Below are 14,989 nucleotides of genomic sequence, written 5' to 3'. Positions count from 1 at the left end.
GCGTTCACGGGCCCCTCCAGCTCGGGATGCTGTTCGAGGAAGGCGATGATCCCGGCCACGTCGTCGAGGTGCACCCAGCTGAACCGCTGTCGGCCGCCGCGGGCGCGGAAGTCGTGGCCGGTCCCGGCCTCTCGCCGGGCGCGGCCGACGGGCCAGCGACCGTCGTACTGGGTGCCGCCGAGCCCGCACCGCGCGAGCGTCCGCAGCGTGCCCAGCACACCGCCGTCGCCCAGCACGATCGCGGTGCGCAGCGCCACCCGGCGCGTCCCCGGCAGGTCGCCCGCGAACAGCTCGCGCTCCCAGGCCTTCGCGACCTCGACCGAGAAGCCAGTGCCGAGTTCCCCCGTCGACTCGGTCTGCGGGCGGTCCTCGGCGTGCCGGTAGATCGTCGCCGTCGAGGAGTTCACCCAGAGCGGCGGAGGCGTCGCCGCGCGCTCGACCGCCGTGCGCAGGGCTGCTGTGGTGCGCTCGCGCGAGCGGAAGATCTCGGCCCGGTTCGACGGCGTGTAGCGGCAGTTCACGCTCTTGCCGGCGAGTCCGACGACGAGGCTCGCGCCGTCGACCGCCGCGTCGATCCCCGCCTGGTCCGCCCAGGTCAGATCCGCATCGTGGCGCGAGATGGTGACGACCTCGCGCCCTGCGGCGCGCCAGCGCCGTGCGAGATCCTGGCCGATGAACCCCGTGGATCCGCCCAGCACCACCCTGCCCTGGCGGTCGTCGTGCGCGTGCTCGGTCATGCGTCCTCCTCGATGGCGTAACGGAACGTCCCGGCGTACTCGTGGATGCGGCCGAGCAGCGGCAGGTCCACGGTCACGGCGACCCGCTGCAGGCCGGAGTCGCCGTCGGCGCTCTCGACCAGGCGGATCCGGGGAGCGATGCATCGCGGGATCCGGATCCGCAGCCTCCCCAGCCGCACGCCCACCCGGGTGCTGCGCAGCTCGAGGGCGCCGTCGGAGGTCGTCACGTCGAAGACCGCGGCGAGCACGCCGGGGGATCCCAGCCGGTCCACGACCCGGCCGCGCGGCAGGGCGCGCACGCGATCGCGCATGGTCCAGTCCCCGCCGGGGAGGTGCAGCATGCGCTCGCCGGATCTGCCCTCGCCGTCGCGGTTGCGCACCGTGAACGGAACGTCCTCCGCCCAGCCGGCGTAGACCGCGCCCCGGCGCTGCAGGACGCGCAGCGCCGGACCGAGCAGCGCCCGCACCACGGGGTTCCGGCAGCCGACCCGCTCGAAGACGCCGTGCCCGACGCCGACCCCGCCGGACGGGATCGCCGCGAAGTACGTCCGCAGGCGAGGATGCAGCTCGTCCCCGCGCGCACCGAGTGCGACGGCGTAGGGCGAGCGCGGATCCCGAGTCATGCCCCCACCATATCGAACATGTTCAAAAAACACGAACAGCTGGGGGGATCGGATCCGCGAGACTCCAACTGGGCGACGAGACTGCGCACAAAAACCGCAGTCTCGTCGCCCAGTTGGAGTCTCGCGGGTAAAGGGGCAGGGCGCGGGCGCAGGCGCAGGCGCGGGAGGAGGCGCGTCAGGGGGTGACGGGGGTGCGGGGGGTGGAGTGGGCGACGTAGGCGTCGACGTTCGCCGAGGAGAGGATGTGGCGGGCCACCATGATCGCCGCGCCCAGCACAGCCGCCTTCTCGCCGGCGTGCGTCTGCACGATCGCGAGATGCTGCGTCGCGAGAGGGATGGACCGGCGGTAGACGACCTCGCGGACACCCGCGAGGAGGTGCTCCCCGGCGCGCGCGATGCTGCCGCCGAGCACGATCACCGACGGATTGAGCAGGTTCACGAACATCGCGAGGACCTCGCCGACGTCGCGGCCGGCCTGCCGGGTGGCCTCGATCGCCGCGGGATTCCCGCTGCGCACGAGCTCGACGACGTCCGAGCTGGTGACCGCGTCCAGCCCCTGCGCCCGCAGTGCCGTGGCGATCGCCGTTCCGCTCGCGAGCTCCTCGAGGTCGCGGTCTTCGCCCGGAGCGTGCGAGGACTCGGGGGAGTAGGGCACCTTGACGTGCCCCATGTCGCCCGCCGAACCCTGGGCGCCGCGCTGGAGCCTTCCGCCCGCGATGATCCCGGCGCCGATGCCCGTCGCGACCTTCACGAACACGAGGTCCTCGACGTCGGGGAAGCTCGTGGCCTGCTCGCCGAGCGCGAGGACGTTGACGTCGTTGTCGACGAGCACGGGCACGTCGAAGGTGCCCTGCACGTAACCGGGCACGTCGAACCTGTCCCAGCCCGGCATGATCGGCGGGTTGTACGGTCGTCCGGTCGAGTGCTCTACGGGGCCGGGGACGCCGATGACGATCCCGACGATGGGGATGTCGCGCAGGCCTTCGGCCTCGAGCAGCGCGCGGCCGTCGGCGAGCACGCCGTCGAGCACGGCCGCGGGGCCGTCCGCGATGCGCAGCGGGCGGGTCGTGCTGTCCAGGATCCGGCCGCCCAGGTCGGAGACGGCGACCGTCGCATGCGAGGCCCCGAGGTCCGCGGCCAGGACCAGGCCCACCCGGGGGTTGAAGGCCACCCGCGACGGCGGTCGGCCGCCTGTCGACAGGCCCTCGCCCGCCGGCACCACGAGTCCCGAGGCCAGCAGGGCGTCGACGCGCGCCGAGACCGTCGAGCGGGCGAGGCCGGTGAGGTGCGCGAGGTCGGCCTTGGTGCGCGCCTGGCCGTCCAGCAGCAGCTGCAGCATGTCGCCCGCGCCCGGCGAGGCGCCGCCGTTCAGCCGGTCGGGGTCGCTCATAGGGTCAGTAAACCACACGGCAATTGCGTACCCCGCGAGCGACATCTGTCGGTGGCGAAAAGACTTTTGACTAATGCTTGACAAAAGGGTGTCGATCCGTGTCAGAATCGTCGACATGACAACGGAGGTCACGCACACCGGCATCGGGACGATCCGATCCGGCTTCCTCGGCGGAGGATTCATGGCGCAGGCGCACACCCGAGCGGCGCGTGCCGCGGGTGCGGTCCTCGCCGACATCGCCAGCTCCTCACCGGAGCGCGCGGCCGTCGCCGCGGCCGAGCTCGGCGTCGAGCGCGCCGGCTCGATCGATGAGCTCCTGGCCGGCGGAAGCGAGGTCGTGCACGTCTGCACGCCGAACTCGACGCACGCGCCACTGGCGCTGCGGGTGATCGAGGCGGGCAAGCACGTGATCTGCGAGAAGCCGCTCGCGACCTCGCTCGCCGACGCGAGGGTGCTCGCCTCCGCCGCCCGCGAGCACGGCGTCGTCGCCGCGGTGCCCTTCGTCTACCGCTACCACCCGATGGTGCGCGAGGCCCGTGCGCGAGTCCTCGCGGGGGAGATCGGCACGCTGCTCACCGTGGACTGCGGCTACCTGCAGGACTGGATGCTGCTCCCGACCGACGACGACTGGCGGGCGACCTCCGACGAGGGAGGGCCCTCGCGCGCGTTCGCCGACATCGGCTCGCATCTGTGCGACCTCCTGGAGTTCGTCGCGGGCGAGCGCATCGTGCGGCTCACCGCGCGCACCCGGCGGGCGTTCGCCGAGCGGGGCGGGCATCCGGTGCAGAACGAGGACGCGGTCGCGATCCTCGTCGAGACCGCGTCGGGGGCGATCGGCACCCTGCTCGTCTCGCAGATGGCGGCGGGCAGGAAGAACGCCCTGACGCTCGAACTGCACGGCACCGCCGAGAGCATCCGCTTCGACCAGGAGCGCCCCGAAGAGCTCTGGATCGGCCGACGGGAGGGCAACGGGCAGCTGTTCCGGGATCCGCAGAACGCGCATCCCGGCGTCGCCCGGTTCTCCCGGCTCCCCGTCGGTCACGCGCAGGGCTACCAGGATGCGTTCAACGGCTTCGTCGCGGACGTCTACGCCGCGATCGCCGGAGAACAGCCGGACGGCCTGCCGACCTTCGACGACGGCGTGCGCGCGGCTCAGCTGACCGAGGCCGTGCTCCTCGCGGCCCGTGAAGAGCGCTGGGTCGAGGTCCCGGCCGAGACGCCCTGAACCCGTCCACCCCCACGAGCTCCTGAACCGAAGAAGAGGAAGAGCAATGTCAGAGGAATACGATCTCGTCATCGTCGGATCCGGTCCGAACGGCGCGATCATCGCCCGCCGGGTGCACGAGCAGAACCCGGAGGCGACGATCCTCGTGGTCGAGGCGGGCTCGCGGATCACCGGCGTGGACGGCGAGCACCTCGTCGAGGTCGACGAGAACGCGATGAACGCCTCCTATGAGGATCTGATGCGCCGCGCGCGGCAGATCGAGTACGTCCGCGGCGCCACCTCGATGAACGAGCTCGACGGCGACGGCTGGACGGCGGACTCCACCGGGATCTTCCCTGCGGCGTTCCTCGGCCACAACTTCGCCGAGTTCCCCGGCGCCTCCGTCGCGTGGAACATCGGCGGCATGGGCGTGCACTGGACCGCGGCCACCCCGTGGCCCTACGCCGAGGAGATCCCCGACTTCCTGCCGCGCGAGCAGTGGGACGAGGACCTCGAGAGCGCGCGGGGCCTGCTGCGCACGTACGTGGGACCGCTCGTCGAGAACCCGTTCACGGAGCCGATGTTCGCCGCGCTCCGCGACGCCGTGCCGAGCCCGGATCCCGAACGGCGGTTCGGGTACATGCCGATGGCGGGCGTGCCGCACCGGGACCGCCCGTTCGCACGCACCGGACCCCGGGACATCGCCCCGTACCTTTTCGACGGCAGCGAGCCGAACGTGACGCTGCGCACCGGTCTGCTCGTCACCCGGATCGAGCACGACGGCACCCGGGTGACGGGGATCGTCGGCCGAGACCTCTCGACCGGGGACGAGGAGTCCTTCCGCGGGCGGCTCGTGCTCGTCGCCGGGGACGCGCTGCGCACGCCCCAGCTGCTCTGGGCCTCGGGGGTCAGGCCGGAGGCGCTCGGCGTGCGGCTCAACGAGCACGCCTCCATCGACGGCGACGTCGTCATCGACGCGGCCCGGTTCGGTCTCACCGCCGCCGACATCCCCGTGCCTCCGGCCGGCGAGCCGTTCATCGGCTCGTACTGGAGCCCGTCGATCGGCGCGGAGCGTCCCGCGCACGGACAGCTCATGGAGCGCGAGTTCGAGGGGCAGCACGTGCTGGGCGTCGGCTGGTACTGCGCCACCGAGATCCGCCCGGAGAACCGGATCGAGTTCTCCGACGACCGCACGGACGCCCTCGGCCTGCCGCACATGACGGTGCGCTTCTCGTACTCCGAGGCCGACATGGCGGAGATCCGCCGGACCATGGACGTGCAGCGCGCGGCGGCGAACGCCGTCGGCGTCTTCCCCGCGCAGGACTCCGAGATCCTCCCCGCCGGCGCCTCGCTGCACTACACGGGCACCGTCCGCATGGGCCCCGTCGACGACGGCACCTCGGTGGTCGACACGGACGGACGCGTCTGGGGCTTCGACAACCTCTATCTGGCAGGCAACGGCGTCATCCCGACCGCTCTCACCTGCAACGCCACCCTCACCGGCGCCACGATCTCGGTGCGCATCGCGCGCGCCGTCTCGGCCGCGCTCTGACACCATCCCGACCCGAAACACCACCCGAACCCGAAACAGAGGAGAATGCGATGCACCTCACCACCCGACGGTCGCGTCGAGCAATGCTGCTCGGCACCGCCGTCCTCACCGCCGGCGCGCTGCTGCTGACCGGCTGCGGACGCAGCGGCGACGCCGGCTCGACCGGCAGCGGCGGCGGCGCCGCGATCGACGACAAGCCCGCGAAGGGCACGGTCCAGCTCTGGGCGGAAGGCGCCGACGGCGACAAGCTGCCCGACATGATCTCCGAGTTCAAGAAGGCCAATCCCGACGTCGACATCAAGCTGACCAAGGTCCCGGCGGACCAGTTCGCCTCGAAGATGACGGCTGCGATCACCGCCGGCACCGTGCCCGACCTGCTCTTCGCGTTCACCGAGGATCAGCCGGCGCTGTTGAACACGGGCGGATTCGACGCGGTGCCGGGTGGGCTGGCGAAGAAGGACGACTTCTTCCCGGCCATCTGGAACAACTCGATCGTGAAGGACGTGCAGTACGGGGTGCCCTGGTACACGTACGCGAACATGCTCATCTACCGCAGCGACCTCGCGGAGAAGGCCGGCGTCACCGCCGCGCCGAAGAACTGGGACGAGCAGAAGGCGTTCGGCGAGAAGCTCAAGGCCGCCGGATCCGAGTTCCCGTTCGCGCTCGCCGTCAACTACGACAAGTACAGCGCGGGTCAGCTGCAGGTCATGGCCGTGCAGAACGGCGGCGCTTTCCTGAACAAGGACCACACCAAGTGGACCCTGAACGACCCGAAGAACGTCGAGGCGCTCGACTACTGGGCGGGCCTCATCAAGAGCGGCCTGTCCTCGCCGGACGGCCCGCAGTTCCTGGACACCGTCCCGTGGTCCTCGCAGGGCAAGAACGGCGCGATCGTCGACGGCGGCCCGTGGTTCAAGGCCTGGTTCAACGACGCCAACGGCGCCGACTGGTCGAAGAGCCACCTCGCCTTCGCGCAGAACCCCACCGGCCCGAACGGCGGCAAGGGCGCGACGACGGGCGGCGGGAGCTGGCTCGTGCCGAAGGACGCGAAGAACAAGGACGCGTCGTGGAAGTTCGTGCGCTGGATGTCAGAGTCCGCGCAGCAGGTGAAGTGGTACCAGATCTTCGGCAACATGCCGGCGCTGAAGACCGCGTGGGAGGATCCGGCGATGAAGGGCGACCCGATGCTGGAGACCGTGCGCTCCGCGCTCGACGACGGCGTCGCGCAGCCGAACGTCCCGACCTGGTCGCAGGTCGGCGACGTGATCGGCAAGCAGATGGAGCGCGTCGTCCGCGGCGGGGTCTCCGCCAAGGACGCGCTCGACGCCGCTCAGCAGCAGGCGGAGTCGATCGGGCTGGGCGGGAAGTAGTCGCCCATGTCCACCGCCACGCGTGCACTGGTCACCCCGGGGGCGTCTGCGCGACGCCCCCGGGGCACCACCCGGGCCGCCTCCGCGCATGAGGGATCCCGCGCGGAGGCGGCCACCGGATGGATCTTCCTGCTCCCGTTCCTGCTCATCTTCGTCGTCTTCACCGCCGTGCCCACGGTGCTGGCGGTGGGCGCGAGCCTCACCGACATGACGGCGCGCGACATCCGCGATCCGTTCAACGTGAACTTCACCGGCTTCGAGGCCTACTCCAGGGTCCTTGGTTCGCCGGCCTTCCAGGGCGCCTTCCTGAACACCGTGATGTTCGTGGTTCTCTGCGTGCCGCTCAGCATGGGGCTCGGGTTCGCGCTCGCGCTCATGCTGAACAACGGCATCCGGCGGTTGCGCACGTTCTTCCGCGCCGCCGTGTACGTGCCGGTGATCACGAACATCGTGGCCGCCGCCGTGATCTGGCAGTACGCGTTCTCGATCTCCGGCCCGGTCAACAGCGCGTTCTCGAATCTGGGCGTCCCGGTCGTGAACTGGCTGGGCAAGCCGGAGTGGGCGATCGCCACCGTGGTCATGATGGGGGTCTGGCGGAACGCCGGAACCTGCATGATCCTCTTCCTCGCGGGGCTCCAGGCCGTACCGGAGGAGATCTACGAGGCCGCGGCCACGGACGGAGCCTCCACGATGCGCCGGCTCTGGTCGATCACCTTGCCCCTGCTGAGGCCGACGACCCTCCTCGTCACCGTCCTGATGACCGTGTCGTTCCTGAACATCTTCGAGGAGCCGTTCCTGCTGACCAAGGGCGGGCCCCTCGGATCCACCCGGCCGATGGCGCTGTGGGTCTACGAGCAGTTCGGGTTCGGCAACATCGCGTCGTCGATGGCCGGATCCGTGATCCTGCTGATCCTCGTCGGCATCGTCGCCTTCATCCAGTTCCGAATGCTGAGGCCGAAGCATTGAACAAGACAACCCCGATCCGCTCCGCCCTGACCTACGTCGCCCTCGCGGTGATCACGGTCCTGATGCTGCTGCCGTTCGTCTGGGTGTTCTTCGGATCCTTCAAGACCCAGGCCGAGTTCTTCTCCGATCCCGGCGCGTGGTTCCCGAAGTCGTTCCAGGTGCAGAACTACGTCGGCCTGTTCACGAACGGCGGGTTCGGCGGCTACATGCTGAACAGCATCGTCGTCTCGGCCATCGTCGTGGTCTGCAACGTGCTGTTCAGCTCGATGGCCGGCTATGCGCTCGCGAAGCTGCGCTTCCGCGGCCGCGCCGTGATCTTCCCGCTCGTGATCGCGTCGATGATCGTGCCCTACGTCGCGCTGTTCGTGCCGCAGTTCGTCATCGTCGTGCAGCTGGGGCTGGTGAACACGCTCATGGCGATCGCCCTTCCGCTGCTGGTGATGCCGCTCAGCGTGTTCATCATGCGCCAGTTCGCGCACGGGGTCCCCTTCGAGCTGCTCGAGGCGGCACGTCTGGACGGCGCGGGGGAGCCGCGGATCTTCTTCCGGATCTTCCTGCCGCTGACGGGGCCCGGACTCGCGACCGTCGCGATCCTGTCGTTCCTGTCCTCGTGGAACAACTTCCTCTGGCCGCTCGTCGTCGCGCAGTCCCAGGACGTCTACACCGCCCCGGTCGGACTGGCGGTCGCCTCGCAGGCGTCGAACACGATCGCGTTCGGCGTGCTGCTCGCCGGTGCGATGGTGGTCCTGCTGCCGATCCTCATCCTGTTCCTCTTCCTGCAGAAGTACTTCATCCAGGGCGTCGCCGCCACGGGGCTGAAGTAGCCGCATCTCTCGAAAGGCATCGATATGGCATCCCTCTCCACGCTGACGTTCTCGCTCAACGCGATCCAGTGGATCAACGTGCTGTCCGACCCCTCCGACCCGGACAGTCCAGGGCTGTGGCGGTTCGCGGACCCGACGTTCGTGGCCGAGTACCCCGATGTGCTCGCGCAGATCCGCAGGGCCGGATTCGACACGACCATGATGGAGGTGCTCGACACGCAGACGCTGCAGAGCTATGCGCGCATGATCGCGGACGCGGGACTGCGCGTGTCACCGGGCTATGCGCAGGTGCCGATCGGCTCGGCGCACGGCGGACGCCTGGAGAAGGGTACGTTCGAGCGCGCGCACTGGTTCGACGGCGTGCGCCGGAAGGCCGAGGAGTCCAATTACATGGGGCTCTCCCGGATCTTCCTCGCCGCCGAGGTCGACTATGCCGCCGCCCGCTGGGAGCACCCGGCCGTCGGATACGACTTCGACCAGGACCGCCTCGACGAACAGCTGGAACTGCTCGACGAAGCCGTCGACGTGCTCAACGCCGAGGGCGTGCGCCCCGGCCTGCACAACCACGTCGGCACCCTGATCGAGACCGCGCAGGAGTACGAGCACGTCCTGGAGAACATCGACGCGTCGCGGCTCGGCGCCGCGTTCGACATCGGTCACCTGGAATGGGCCGGGATCGACGCCAGGGCCGTGCTGGAGAAGTGGGGCGACCGGGTGCAGGACCTGCACATCAAGGACATCGACCTCGACGTCGCACGGCGCACCCGCGAGGAGGGCCTGAGCTACGAGAAGGCCACCAACCTGGGGCTGTACCGCGAGCCGGGTCTCGGCGACCTCGATCTCGTCGGAATTCTCGGGGCGCTTCCCGACTCCTTCGACGGCACCGTGCTGATCGAGGTCGACCGTGCCAGCATGGATCCCGTGGAGAGCGCCGTCTACACCGCGGGCTGGCTGGCCGACGCGACGAAGTCCTGAGGAGACGCTCATGAGCACGCATCCCGTCACCCTGTTCACCGGTCAGTGGGCGGATCTGCCGTTCGAGGAGGTGGCGCGCCTCGCCGCCTCCTGGGGCTACGACGGGCTGGAGATCGCGGCATCCGGGGACCATCTCGATCTGAAGCGCGCGGACGAGGACGACGCCTACGTCGCCTCGCGGCTCGAAATACTCGACCGTCATGGGCTGAAGACCTTCGCGATCTCGAACCACCTCGCGGGGCAGGCCGTGTGCGACGCCCCGATCGACTTCCGCCACCGCGCGATCCTGCGCGACCACGTGTGGGGGGACGGCGACGCCGAGGGCGTGCGGCAGCGCGCGGCCGAGGACATGAAGCGCGCCGCGCGCGTGGCCCGCAAGCTCGGCGTGGACACGGTCGTCGGGTTCACGGGGTCGTCGATCTGGCCGTACGTGGCGATGTTCCCGCCGGTCGGCGAGGACGTGATCGCCGCAGGGTTCGAGGATTTCGCGCACCGCTGGAACCCCATCCTGGACGTGTTCGACGGGGAAGGGGTGCGGTTCGCGCACGAGGTGCACCCCTCGGAGATCGCCTACGACTACTGGAGCTCGGTCCGTGCGCTGGAGGCGATCGACCATCGGGAGGCGTTCGGGTTCAACTGGGATCCCTCGCACATGATGTGGCAGAACATCGATCCCGTGGGCTTCATCTGGGACTTCCAGGACCGGATCTACCACGTCGACTGCAAGGACACCCGGATGCGCCCGCAGAACGGCCGCGCGGGCGTGCTCGGCTCGCACCTGCCCTGGGGCGACCCGCGGCGCGGCTGGGACTTCGTCTCGACGGGGCACGGCGACGTGCCCTGGGAGGACTCGTTCCGCGCGCTGGACGCGATCGGCTACGCCGGACCGATCTCGATCGAGTGGGAGGACGCGGGCATGGACCGCCTGCACGGCGCGGCCCAGGCCGTGCAGTACGTGCGCTCCCTGCTCTGGCCGAAGCCCGCCGCGTCCTTCGACGCCGCCTTCAGGAACCAGTGAGACGGGCGCCGGCGAAGGGACGCCTCAGCTCTCGCGCAGGCGTACGAGGCGCTCGTGGCCCGATTCCTCGAGCTCGGCGATGTCGGCCCGCGACTTCAGGAAGGCGTTGAACGACCGGTAGCCGAGCGCCTTCTCGCTGAACGAGGGATCCATCCGGCGGATCTGCGTCTTCACCGCCGAGCTGTGCAGCCACTCGTCGCCGTCGCTCTTGTCGTGCCCGAGCCGCAGCGCGCGCACGAGCGTGGCGGTCGCCTGCTCCTGATCGGACGTGCTCGGCTCGTCCTTCTCGGTGGTGGCGCGGGACTGCTTGCGCGCCCCCTGAGGCTGCTTGGCGGCCGTCTTCTTCGGGGCGGCCTCGACCGCGACCGCGGGCGCTGCCGCGCGCTCGACGCCGGGCAGCGAGTCGTACGCCTCGAACTCGTCGCAGGCGGCGGCCAGCGACTTCGCGGTGGAGCCCGCGACGCCCACGCCGATCACGTACCGGCCGAGGCGCTTGCAGCGCTGGGCGAGCGGGACGTAGTCGCTGTCCCCGGCGACGATCACCACGTGCGTGAGGTCTGGGAGCCGGAACATGTCCTCGACCGCGTCCACCGCGAGGCGGATGTCGGCGCCGTTCTTCGCATAGGCCGCCGCGGGGAAGAGCTGCACGAGATCGACGGCCCGCGCCACCAGCTGCGAGCGGTACTCGGCGTTGACGGGGGAGGACCAGTCGGCGTACGCCCGCGTGAGCACGAGCGTGCCGAACGAGGACGCGTAGTCGATGATCGCGCCGACGTCGATCATCGCGGCCTTGAGCCGCTCCGCGACCTCCGTGTCGGCAGGGTTGTCCTGGATGCGCTGGCGGTCCTTGCTGTACGCGTTGCGTCCGTGCACGCGGTCGTACCAGGAGATGACGATGTTGTCGAAGTCGAGATAGACGGCGACACGGGTGTCCTGCGGCTCAGCCATGGGGGTTCTCCTCCGGAGTCGGTCAGTCGGTCTCGTGGGGGTAGCGGACCCCGATCTGCGCACGGATCTCGTCGAGCAGGCCCATGATCGCGACCGACTCCGCCACCGGGAGCAGGTCGCTGTCCAGGGATCCGTCGGCGACGTAGCGCTCCGCCGCGATCGCCTCGTACTGCATCCCGCGCCCCTCGCCCTCGGCGGGCCGCGCGGAGAACTCCTCCAGCACGGCGCCCTCGGGGTCGATCACGCGCAGGACGGACGGCGACCACCACCAGCGCTCGATCTCCACGCGCGCCTTCGTGCCGAGCACGACCGCGGTGTTCGGCCCCGCACTGCGCGAGGAGGAGAACGTGGTCGAGATCGCTCCGCCGTCGTGCGTCATGACGGTCGCGACCTCCGCATCGGCGCCCGTCTCGATGAGGCGGGCGACCGCCTTGACCTCGGTCGGCACGCCCAGCACGCCGACGACGAAGGAGATCGGGTAGATGGCCAGATCCAGCAGCGCACCGCCGCCCAGCTCGAGGGCGTTCAGCCGGTGGGCGGGATCCGTCGGCAGCGTCTGCGTGTGGTCCGCGGAGACGGCGCGGATCTCGCCCAGGGTGCCGGCCGCGATGATCTCGCGCAGTCGGGCCATGTGCGGCAGATACCGGGTCCACATCGCCTCCATGACGAGCAGACCCTTCTCGCGGCCGAGGTCGGCGAGATCCTGCGCCTCGGCGCGGTTGAGCGTGAACGCCTTCTCGACGAGCACGTGCTTGCCGTGCTCGAGCGCGAGGCGGGCGTCGGCGTGATGCATCGGGTGCGGGGTGGCGACGTAGACGATGTCGACCTCGGGATCCGCCACGAGCGCCTCGTACGAGCCGTGCGCCCTGGCGATGCCGTAGCGCGCGGCGAAGGCGTCGGCGGAATCCTGCGACCGGGATCCGACGGCGACGAGGTCGAGACCCGCGGTGCGCAGGTCGGCGGCGAAGGCGGCGGCGATGCCGCCCGTGGCGAGGATGCCCCAGCGAAGTCCGGTCATGGCTCCAGCGTACGGGCTTCCCCACCCCGAGTCGTCCCCGCCAGCGGAGGCCAGGGGGTGCGTTCGTGGGGACGACCCAGGGGTGGGGTGCCCGCGGGGCGGGGCGGGTTGAGAGGATGGGGAGCATGGCTGACCTCATGACCGCTGCCGAGCTCGGCGCCCTCCTCGACGAAGGGGCGGATCTGCGCATCCTCGACGTGCGCTACCGCCTCGGCTTCACGGACGGGCACGAGAACTACCTCGGCGGACACCTCCCCGGGGCCGTCTTCGCCGATCTGGAGGCAGAGCTCGCCGGTCACGGCGCGCCCTCGGACGGACGCCACCCGCTTCCCTCCGACGAGGAGCTCGAGCGGGCCGCACGACGATGGGGGATCCGCGAGGGCCAGAGCGTCGTGGTCTACGACGACTCGCGCTCGCTGCCGGCATCGCGCGCCTGGTGGGCGCTGCGCCGTGCCGGCGTGGCCGATGTGCGCGTCCTCGACGGCGGGCTCGGCGCCTGGCGCGAGGCCGGGGGCGCCGTCGAACAGGGCGAGGTCGTGCCGCCGCCCGGCGACGTCGTCCTTGGCCGCCCCGGAACCGCCGACGTGCTCGACGCCGATGAGGTGGCGGCGTGGACCGGGGTGCTGCTGGACGCGCGGGCGCCGGAGCGGTTCCGCGGCGAGACCGAGCCGATCGACCCGGTCGCCGGGCACATCCCCGGCGCGCGCAACCTGCCGATCGTGGACCTGCTCACCGCCGACGGGCGCTTCCGCAGCCCCTCCGAGATCGTGGCGGCGTTCGAGGCCGTCGGCGCCGGCGAGGAGGTGCCGATCGCGGCGTACTGCGGATCGGGGGTGACCGCGGCGCAGCTCGCGCTCGCCGGCTCGCTCATCGGCCGCGAGGTGACCGTGTATCCCGGATCCTGGAGCGCCTGGTCGAACACCCCAGGACGCCCGATCGAGGTCGGACCCGTGCCGGAGGAGGCCGATCCGCTGGAGGACTGACCCGGCCGGGCGCGATCGCCCTGAGGTCAGAGCGCCTCGATGACCTCGCGGAGGACGTCGGGGTCGTACCAGGCGATCTCGCCGCCCGCGAGGGCGTGGTACCGCTCGTGGCCCTTGCCGAGGATCACCACGGTGTCCTCGGGACGCGCCATCCGCACGGCCGCGGCCATCGCCTCGCGACGGTCGGCGATCTCGGTGATCTCGACGGTGCTGGAGCGCGCGCCGTCGATGAGCGAGGCGCGGATCTCGGCGGGGTCGTCGTCGTAGGGGTTGTCGTCCGTGATGACCAGCACGTCGGCGAACATCGCGGCGAAGCGCCCCATCATGCGGCGCTTGGCCGCGTCGCGGTGGCCGTTCGCGCCGAGCACCGCGATCAGGCGTCCGTCGGGCGTCGTGGTCCTGATGGCCCGCAGAGCGGCGTTGATGGCCTCCGGCTTGTGCGCGGAGTCGACGATCGCGGTGAAGGGCTGCCCGAAGTCGAAGCGCTGCAGGCGGCCCTCGACGCTCGGCAGCGCGGCGATGCCGGGGGCGAGGTCGGCCAGGTCGCGCCCGGACTCGGTGAGCGCGGCGACCGCGGCCAGGATGTTGTTCACGTTGAACGCGCCGGTCAGCTGGGTCGTGAACCGCACGCGCTCGCCGGCGGGGGAGCGGACCGTGAACGAGGATCCGTCCGCGCGCAGCTCGACGTCCTCCGCGCGCCAGTCGGCGGACTCGGATCCGCTCGCCGACGTCGTGCGCACCGGCACCGTCGCCTGGGCGGCGAGGACGCGGCCCCAGTGCGAGTCGATGTCGACGATGCCGATCTTCGCGTGCTCCGGCGTGAGCAGCAGCGCCTTGGCGGCGAAGTAGTCCGCCTGCGTCGGGTGGTAGTCGCGGTGATCGTGGCCGAGGTTCAGGAAGACGCCCGCGTCGAAGGCGAAGCCGTCCACGCGGCCGAGCGTGAGGGCGTGGCTGGACGCCTCGACGGCGACCGTGCCGAGCTTCTGCTCGCGCATCACCGCGAAGAGCGCCTGCAGCTCCGGTGCCTCCGGTGTGGTCAGCACGGGCGGGAAGAAGTCGTCGCCCACGGTCGTGCCGATGGAGCCGATCGTGCCGGACTGCTGCATTCCCGCGGCGGCCGCCACGTAGAACGCGGTCGTCGTCTTGCCCTGCGTGCCGGTGATGCCGATCGAGGTCATCGACGCCACCGGGTCGCGGTACAGGAACGCGGAGGCGGGGCCCGCGGCGAGGCGCGGATCCGCGACGACGACGGTCGGCACGTCCGAGGGGACGAGGGCTGCGCCCTCGGCGTCGGTGAGGACGGCGGTCGCGCCGGCCTCCACCGCCTGCGCCGCGAAGCGGGCGCCGTGCGAGTTCGCTCCCCGGATGACGAGGAAGAGGT

Annotated in this window: 14 protein-coding genes; 8 read left to right on the top strand and 6 right to left on the bottom strand. The window is 70.8% G+C overall.

Annotation, left to right across the window (positions count from 1 at the left end; translation table 11 throughout):
- The 3 genes from B7X32_RS10270 to B7X32_RS10260 form a co-directional block, all read right to left on the bottom strand.
- On the bottom strand, positions 1-737 hold a 737-nt coding region (locus tag B7X32_RS10270), incomplete at its 3' end, for an NAD-dependent epimerase/dehydratase family protein (RefSeq protein ID WP_292719153.1).
- The gene (locus B7X32_RS10265) at positions 734-1,360 is read right to left on the bottom strand and encodes a DUF4166 domain-containing protein (RefSeq protein WP_292719151.1); all 627 of its coding nucleotides are present in this window, start codon (positions 1,358-1,360) and stop codon (positions 734-736) included. The genes B7X32_RS10270 and B7X32_RS10265, both read right to left, overlap by 4 nt.
- 175 nt (positions 1,361-1,535) lie before the next feature.
- Positions 1,536-2,750, bottom strand: coding sequence for an ROK family transcriptional regulator (locus B7X32_RS10260; protein WP_292719149.1), 1,215 nt, complete (start codon positions 2,748-2,750; stop codon positions 1,536-1,538).
- Between the two features lie 115 nt (positions 2,751-2,865).
- Here B7X32_RS10260 and B7X32_RS10255 point away from each other — a divergent pair, with 115 nt between their 5' ends.
- Genes B7X32_RS10255 through B7X32_RS10225 form a run of 7 tightly spaced genes read left to right on the top strand, consistent with a single transcriptional unit; the run spans position 2,866 to position 10,659 of the window.
- Positions 2,866-3,975: a Gfo/Idh/MocA family oxidoreductase gene (locus B7X32_RS10255; protein ID WP_292719147.1), complete on the top strand. Its 1,110-nt coding sequence runs from the start codon at positions 2,866-2,868 to the stop codon at positions 3,973-3,975.
- A gap of 46 nt (positions 3,976-4,021) precedes the next feature.
- On the top strand, positions 4,022-5,506 hold the full coding sequence (locus B7X32_RS10250; RefSeq protein ID WP_292719146.1) for a GMC oxidoreductase: 1,485 nt from the start codon (positions 4,022-4,024) through the stop codon (positions 5,504-5,506).
- Positions 5,507-5,556: 50 nt separating this feature from the next.
- Positions 5,557-6,876, top strand: coding sequence for an extracellular solute-binding protein (locus B7X32_RS10245; RefSeq protein WP_292719144.1), 1,320 nt, complete (start codon positions 5,557-5,559; stop codon positions 6,874-6,876).
- A gap of 6 nt (positions 6,877-6,882) precedes the next feature.
- Positions 6,883-7,842 carry a sugar ABC transporter permease gene (locus B7X32_RS10240; protein WP_292719142.1) on the top strand — a complete coding sequence of 320 codons (960 nt, stop codon included), beginning with the start codon at positions 6,883-6,885 and terminating at the stop codon, positions 7,840-7,842.
- The gene (locus B7X32_RS10235) at positions 7,839-8,666 is read left to right on the top strand and encodes a carbohydrate ABC transporter permease (RefSeq protein ID WP_292719140.1); all 828 of its coding nucleotides are present in this window, start codon (positions 7,839-7,841) and stop codon (positions 8,664-8,666) included. Before B7X32_RS10240 ends, B7X32_RS10235 begins: the two co-directional genes overlap by 4 nt.
- 24 nt (positions 8,667-8,690) lie before the next feature.
- Positions 8,691-9,641 carry a sugar phosphate isomerase/epimerase gene (locus B7X32_RS10230; RefSeq protein WP_292719138.1) on the top strand — a complete coding sequence of 317 codons (951 nt, stop codon included), beginning with the start codon at positions 8,691-8,693 and terminating at the stop codon, positions 9,639-9,641.
- A 10-nt stretch (positions 9,642-9,651) separates the two neighbouring features.
- Positions 9,652-10,659, top strand: a complete 1,008-nt coding sequence (locus tag B7X32_RS10225; protein WP_292719137.1) for a sugar phosphate isomerase/epimerase family protein — start codon at positions 9,652-9,654, stop codon at positions 10,657-10,659.
- A gap of 24 nt (positions 10,660-10,683) precedes the next feature.
- Here the strand turns inward: B7X32_RS10225 and B7X32_RS10220 are convergent, their stop codons facing one another.
- Positions 10,684-11,607, bottom strand: coding sequence for an NYN domain-containing protein (locus B7X32_RS10220; protein ID WP_292719136.1), 924 nt, complete (start codon positions 11,605-11,607; stop codon positions 10,684-10,686).
- 22 nt (positions 11,608-11,629) lie between these two features.
- Positions 11,630-12,625 carry a Gfo/Idh/MocA family oxidoreductase gene (locus B7X32_RS10215; protein WP_292719135.1) on the bottom strand — a complete coding sequence of 332 codons (996 nt, stop codon included), beginning with the start codon at positions 12,623-12,625 and terminating at the stop codon, positions 11,630-11,632.
- A 125-nt stretch (positions 12,626-12,750) separates the two neighbouring features.
- Here B7X32_RS10215 and B7X32_RS10210 point away from each other — a divergent pair, with 125 nt between their 5' ends.
- Entirely contained in the window at positions 12,751-13,608 is an 858-nt protein-coding gene (locus B7X32_RS10210; protein WP_292719134.1) for a sulfurtransferase, read from the top strand.
- Between the two features lie 26 nt (positions 13,609-13,634).
- On the opposite strand, the gene B7X32_RS10205 is transcribed toward B7X32_RS10210, so the two are convergent.
- A partial coding sequence (locus tag B7X32_RS10205; protein ID WP_292719133.1) for a UDP-N-acetylmuramoyl-L-alanyl-D-glutamate--2,6-diaminopimelate ligase occupies positions 13,635-14,989 on the bottom strand: 1,355 nt, incomplete at its 5' end.

This window comes from Microbacterium sp. 13-71-7, from assembly GCF_002257455.1.
In the GTDB taxonomy this organism is placed as follows: Bacteria; Actinomycetota; Actinomycetes; order Actinomycetales; family Microbacteriaceae; genus Microbacterium.
This window is presented reverse-complemented; position numbering and strand designations above follow the sequence as displayed.

What these genes read in the sequence shown, in the direction of transcription:
- B7X32_RS10225 (WP_292719137.1), top strand. Translation starts at nt 9,652, where the DNA reads ATGAGCACGCATCCCGTCACCCTGTTCACCGGTCAGTGGGCGGATCTG.
- B7X32_RS10220 (WP_292719136.1), bottom strand. Translation starts at nt 11,607, where the DNA reads ATGGCTGAGCCGCAGGACACCCGTGTCGCCGTCTATCTCGACTTCGAC.
- B7X32_RS10250 (WP_292719146.1), top strand. Translation starts at nt 4,022, where the DNA reads ATGTCAGAGGAATACGATCTCGTCATCGTCGGATCCGGTCCGAACGGC.
- B7X32_RS10245 (WP_292719144.1), top strand. Translation starts at nt 5,557, where the DNA reads ATGCACCTCACCACCCGACGGTCGCGTCGAGCAATGCTGCTCGGCACC.
- B7X32_RS10230 (WP_292719138.1), top strand. Translation starts at nt 8,691, where the DNA reads ATGGCATCCCTCTCCACGCTGACGTTCTCGCTCAACGCGATCCAGTGG.
- B7X32_RS10240 (WP_292719142.1), top strand. Translation starts at nt 6,883, where the DNA reads ATGTCCACCGCCACGCGTGCACTGGTCACCCCGGGGGCGTCTGCGCGA.
- B7X32_RS10255 (WP_292719147.1), top strand. Translation starts at nt 2,866, where the DNA reads ATGACAACGGAGGTCACGCACACCGGCATCGGGACGATCCGATCCGGC.
- B7X32_RS10210 (WP_292719134.1), top strand. Translation starts at nt 12,751, where the DNA reads ATGGCTGACCTCATGACCGCTGCCGAGCTCGGCGCCCTCCTCGACGAA.
- B7X32_RS10215 (WP_292719135.1), bottom strand. Translation starts at nt 12,625, where the DNA reads ATGACCGGACTTCGCTGGGGCATCCTCGCCACGGGCGGCATCGCCGCC.
- B7X32_RS10265 (WP_292719151.1), bottom strand. Translation starts at nt 1,360, where the DNA reads ATGACTCGGGATCCGCGCTCGCCCTACGCCGTCGCACTCGGTGCGCGC.
- B7X32_RS10260 (WP_292719149.1), bottom strand. Translation starts at nt 2,750, where the DNA reads ATGAGCGACCCCGACCGGCTGAACGGCGGCGCCTCGCCGGGCGCGGGC.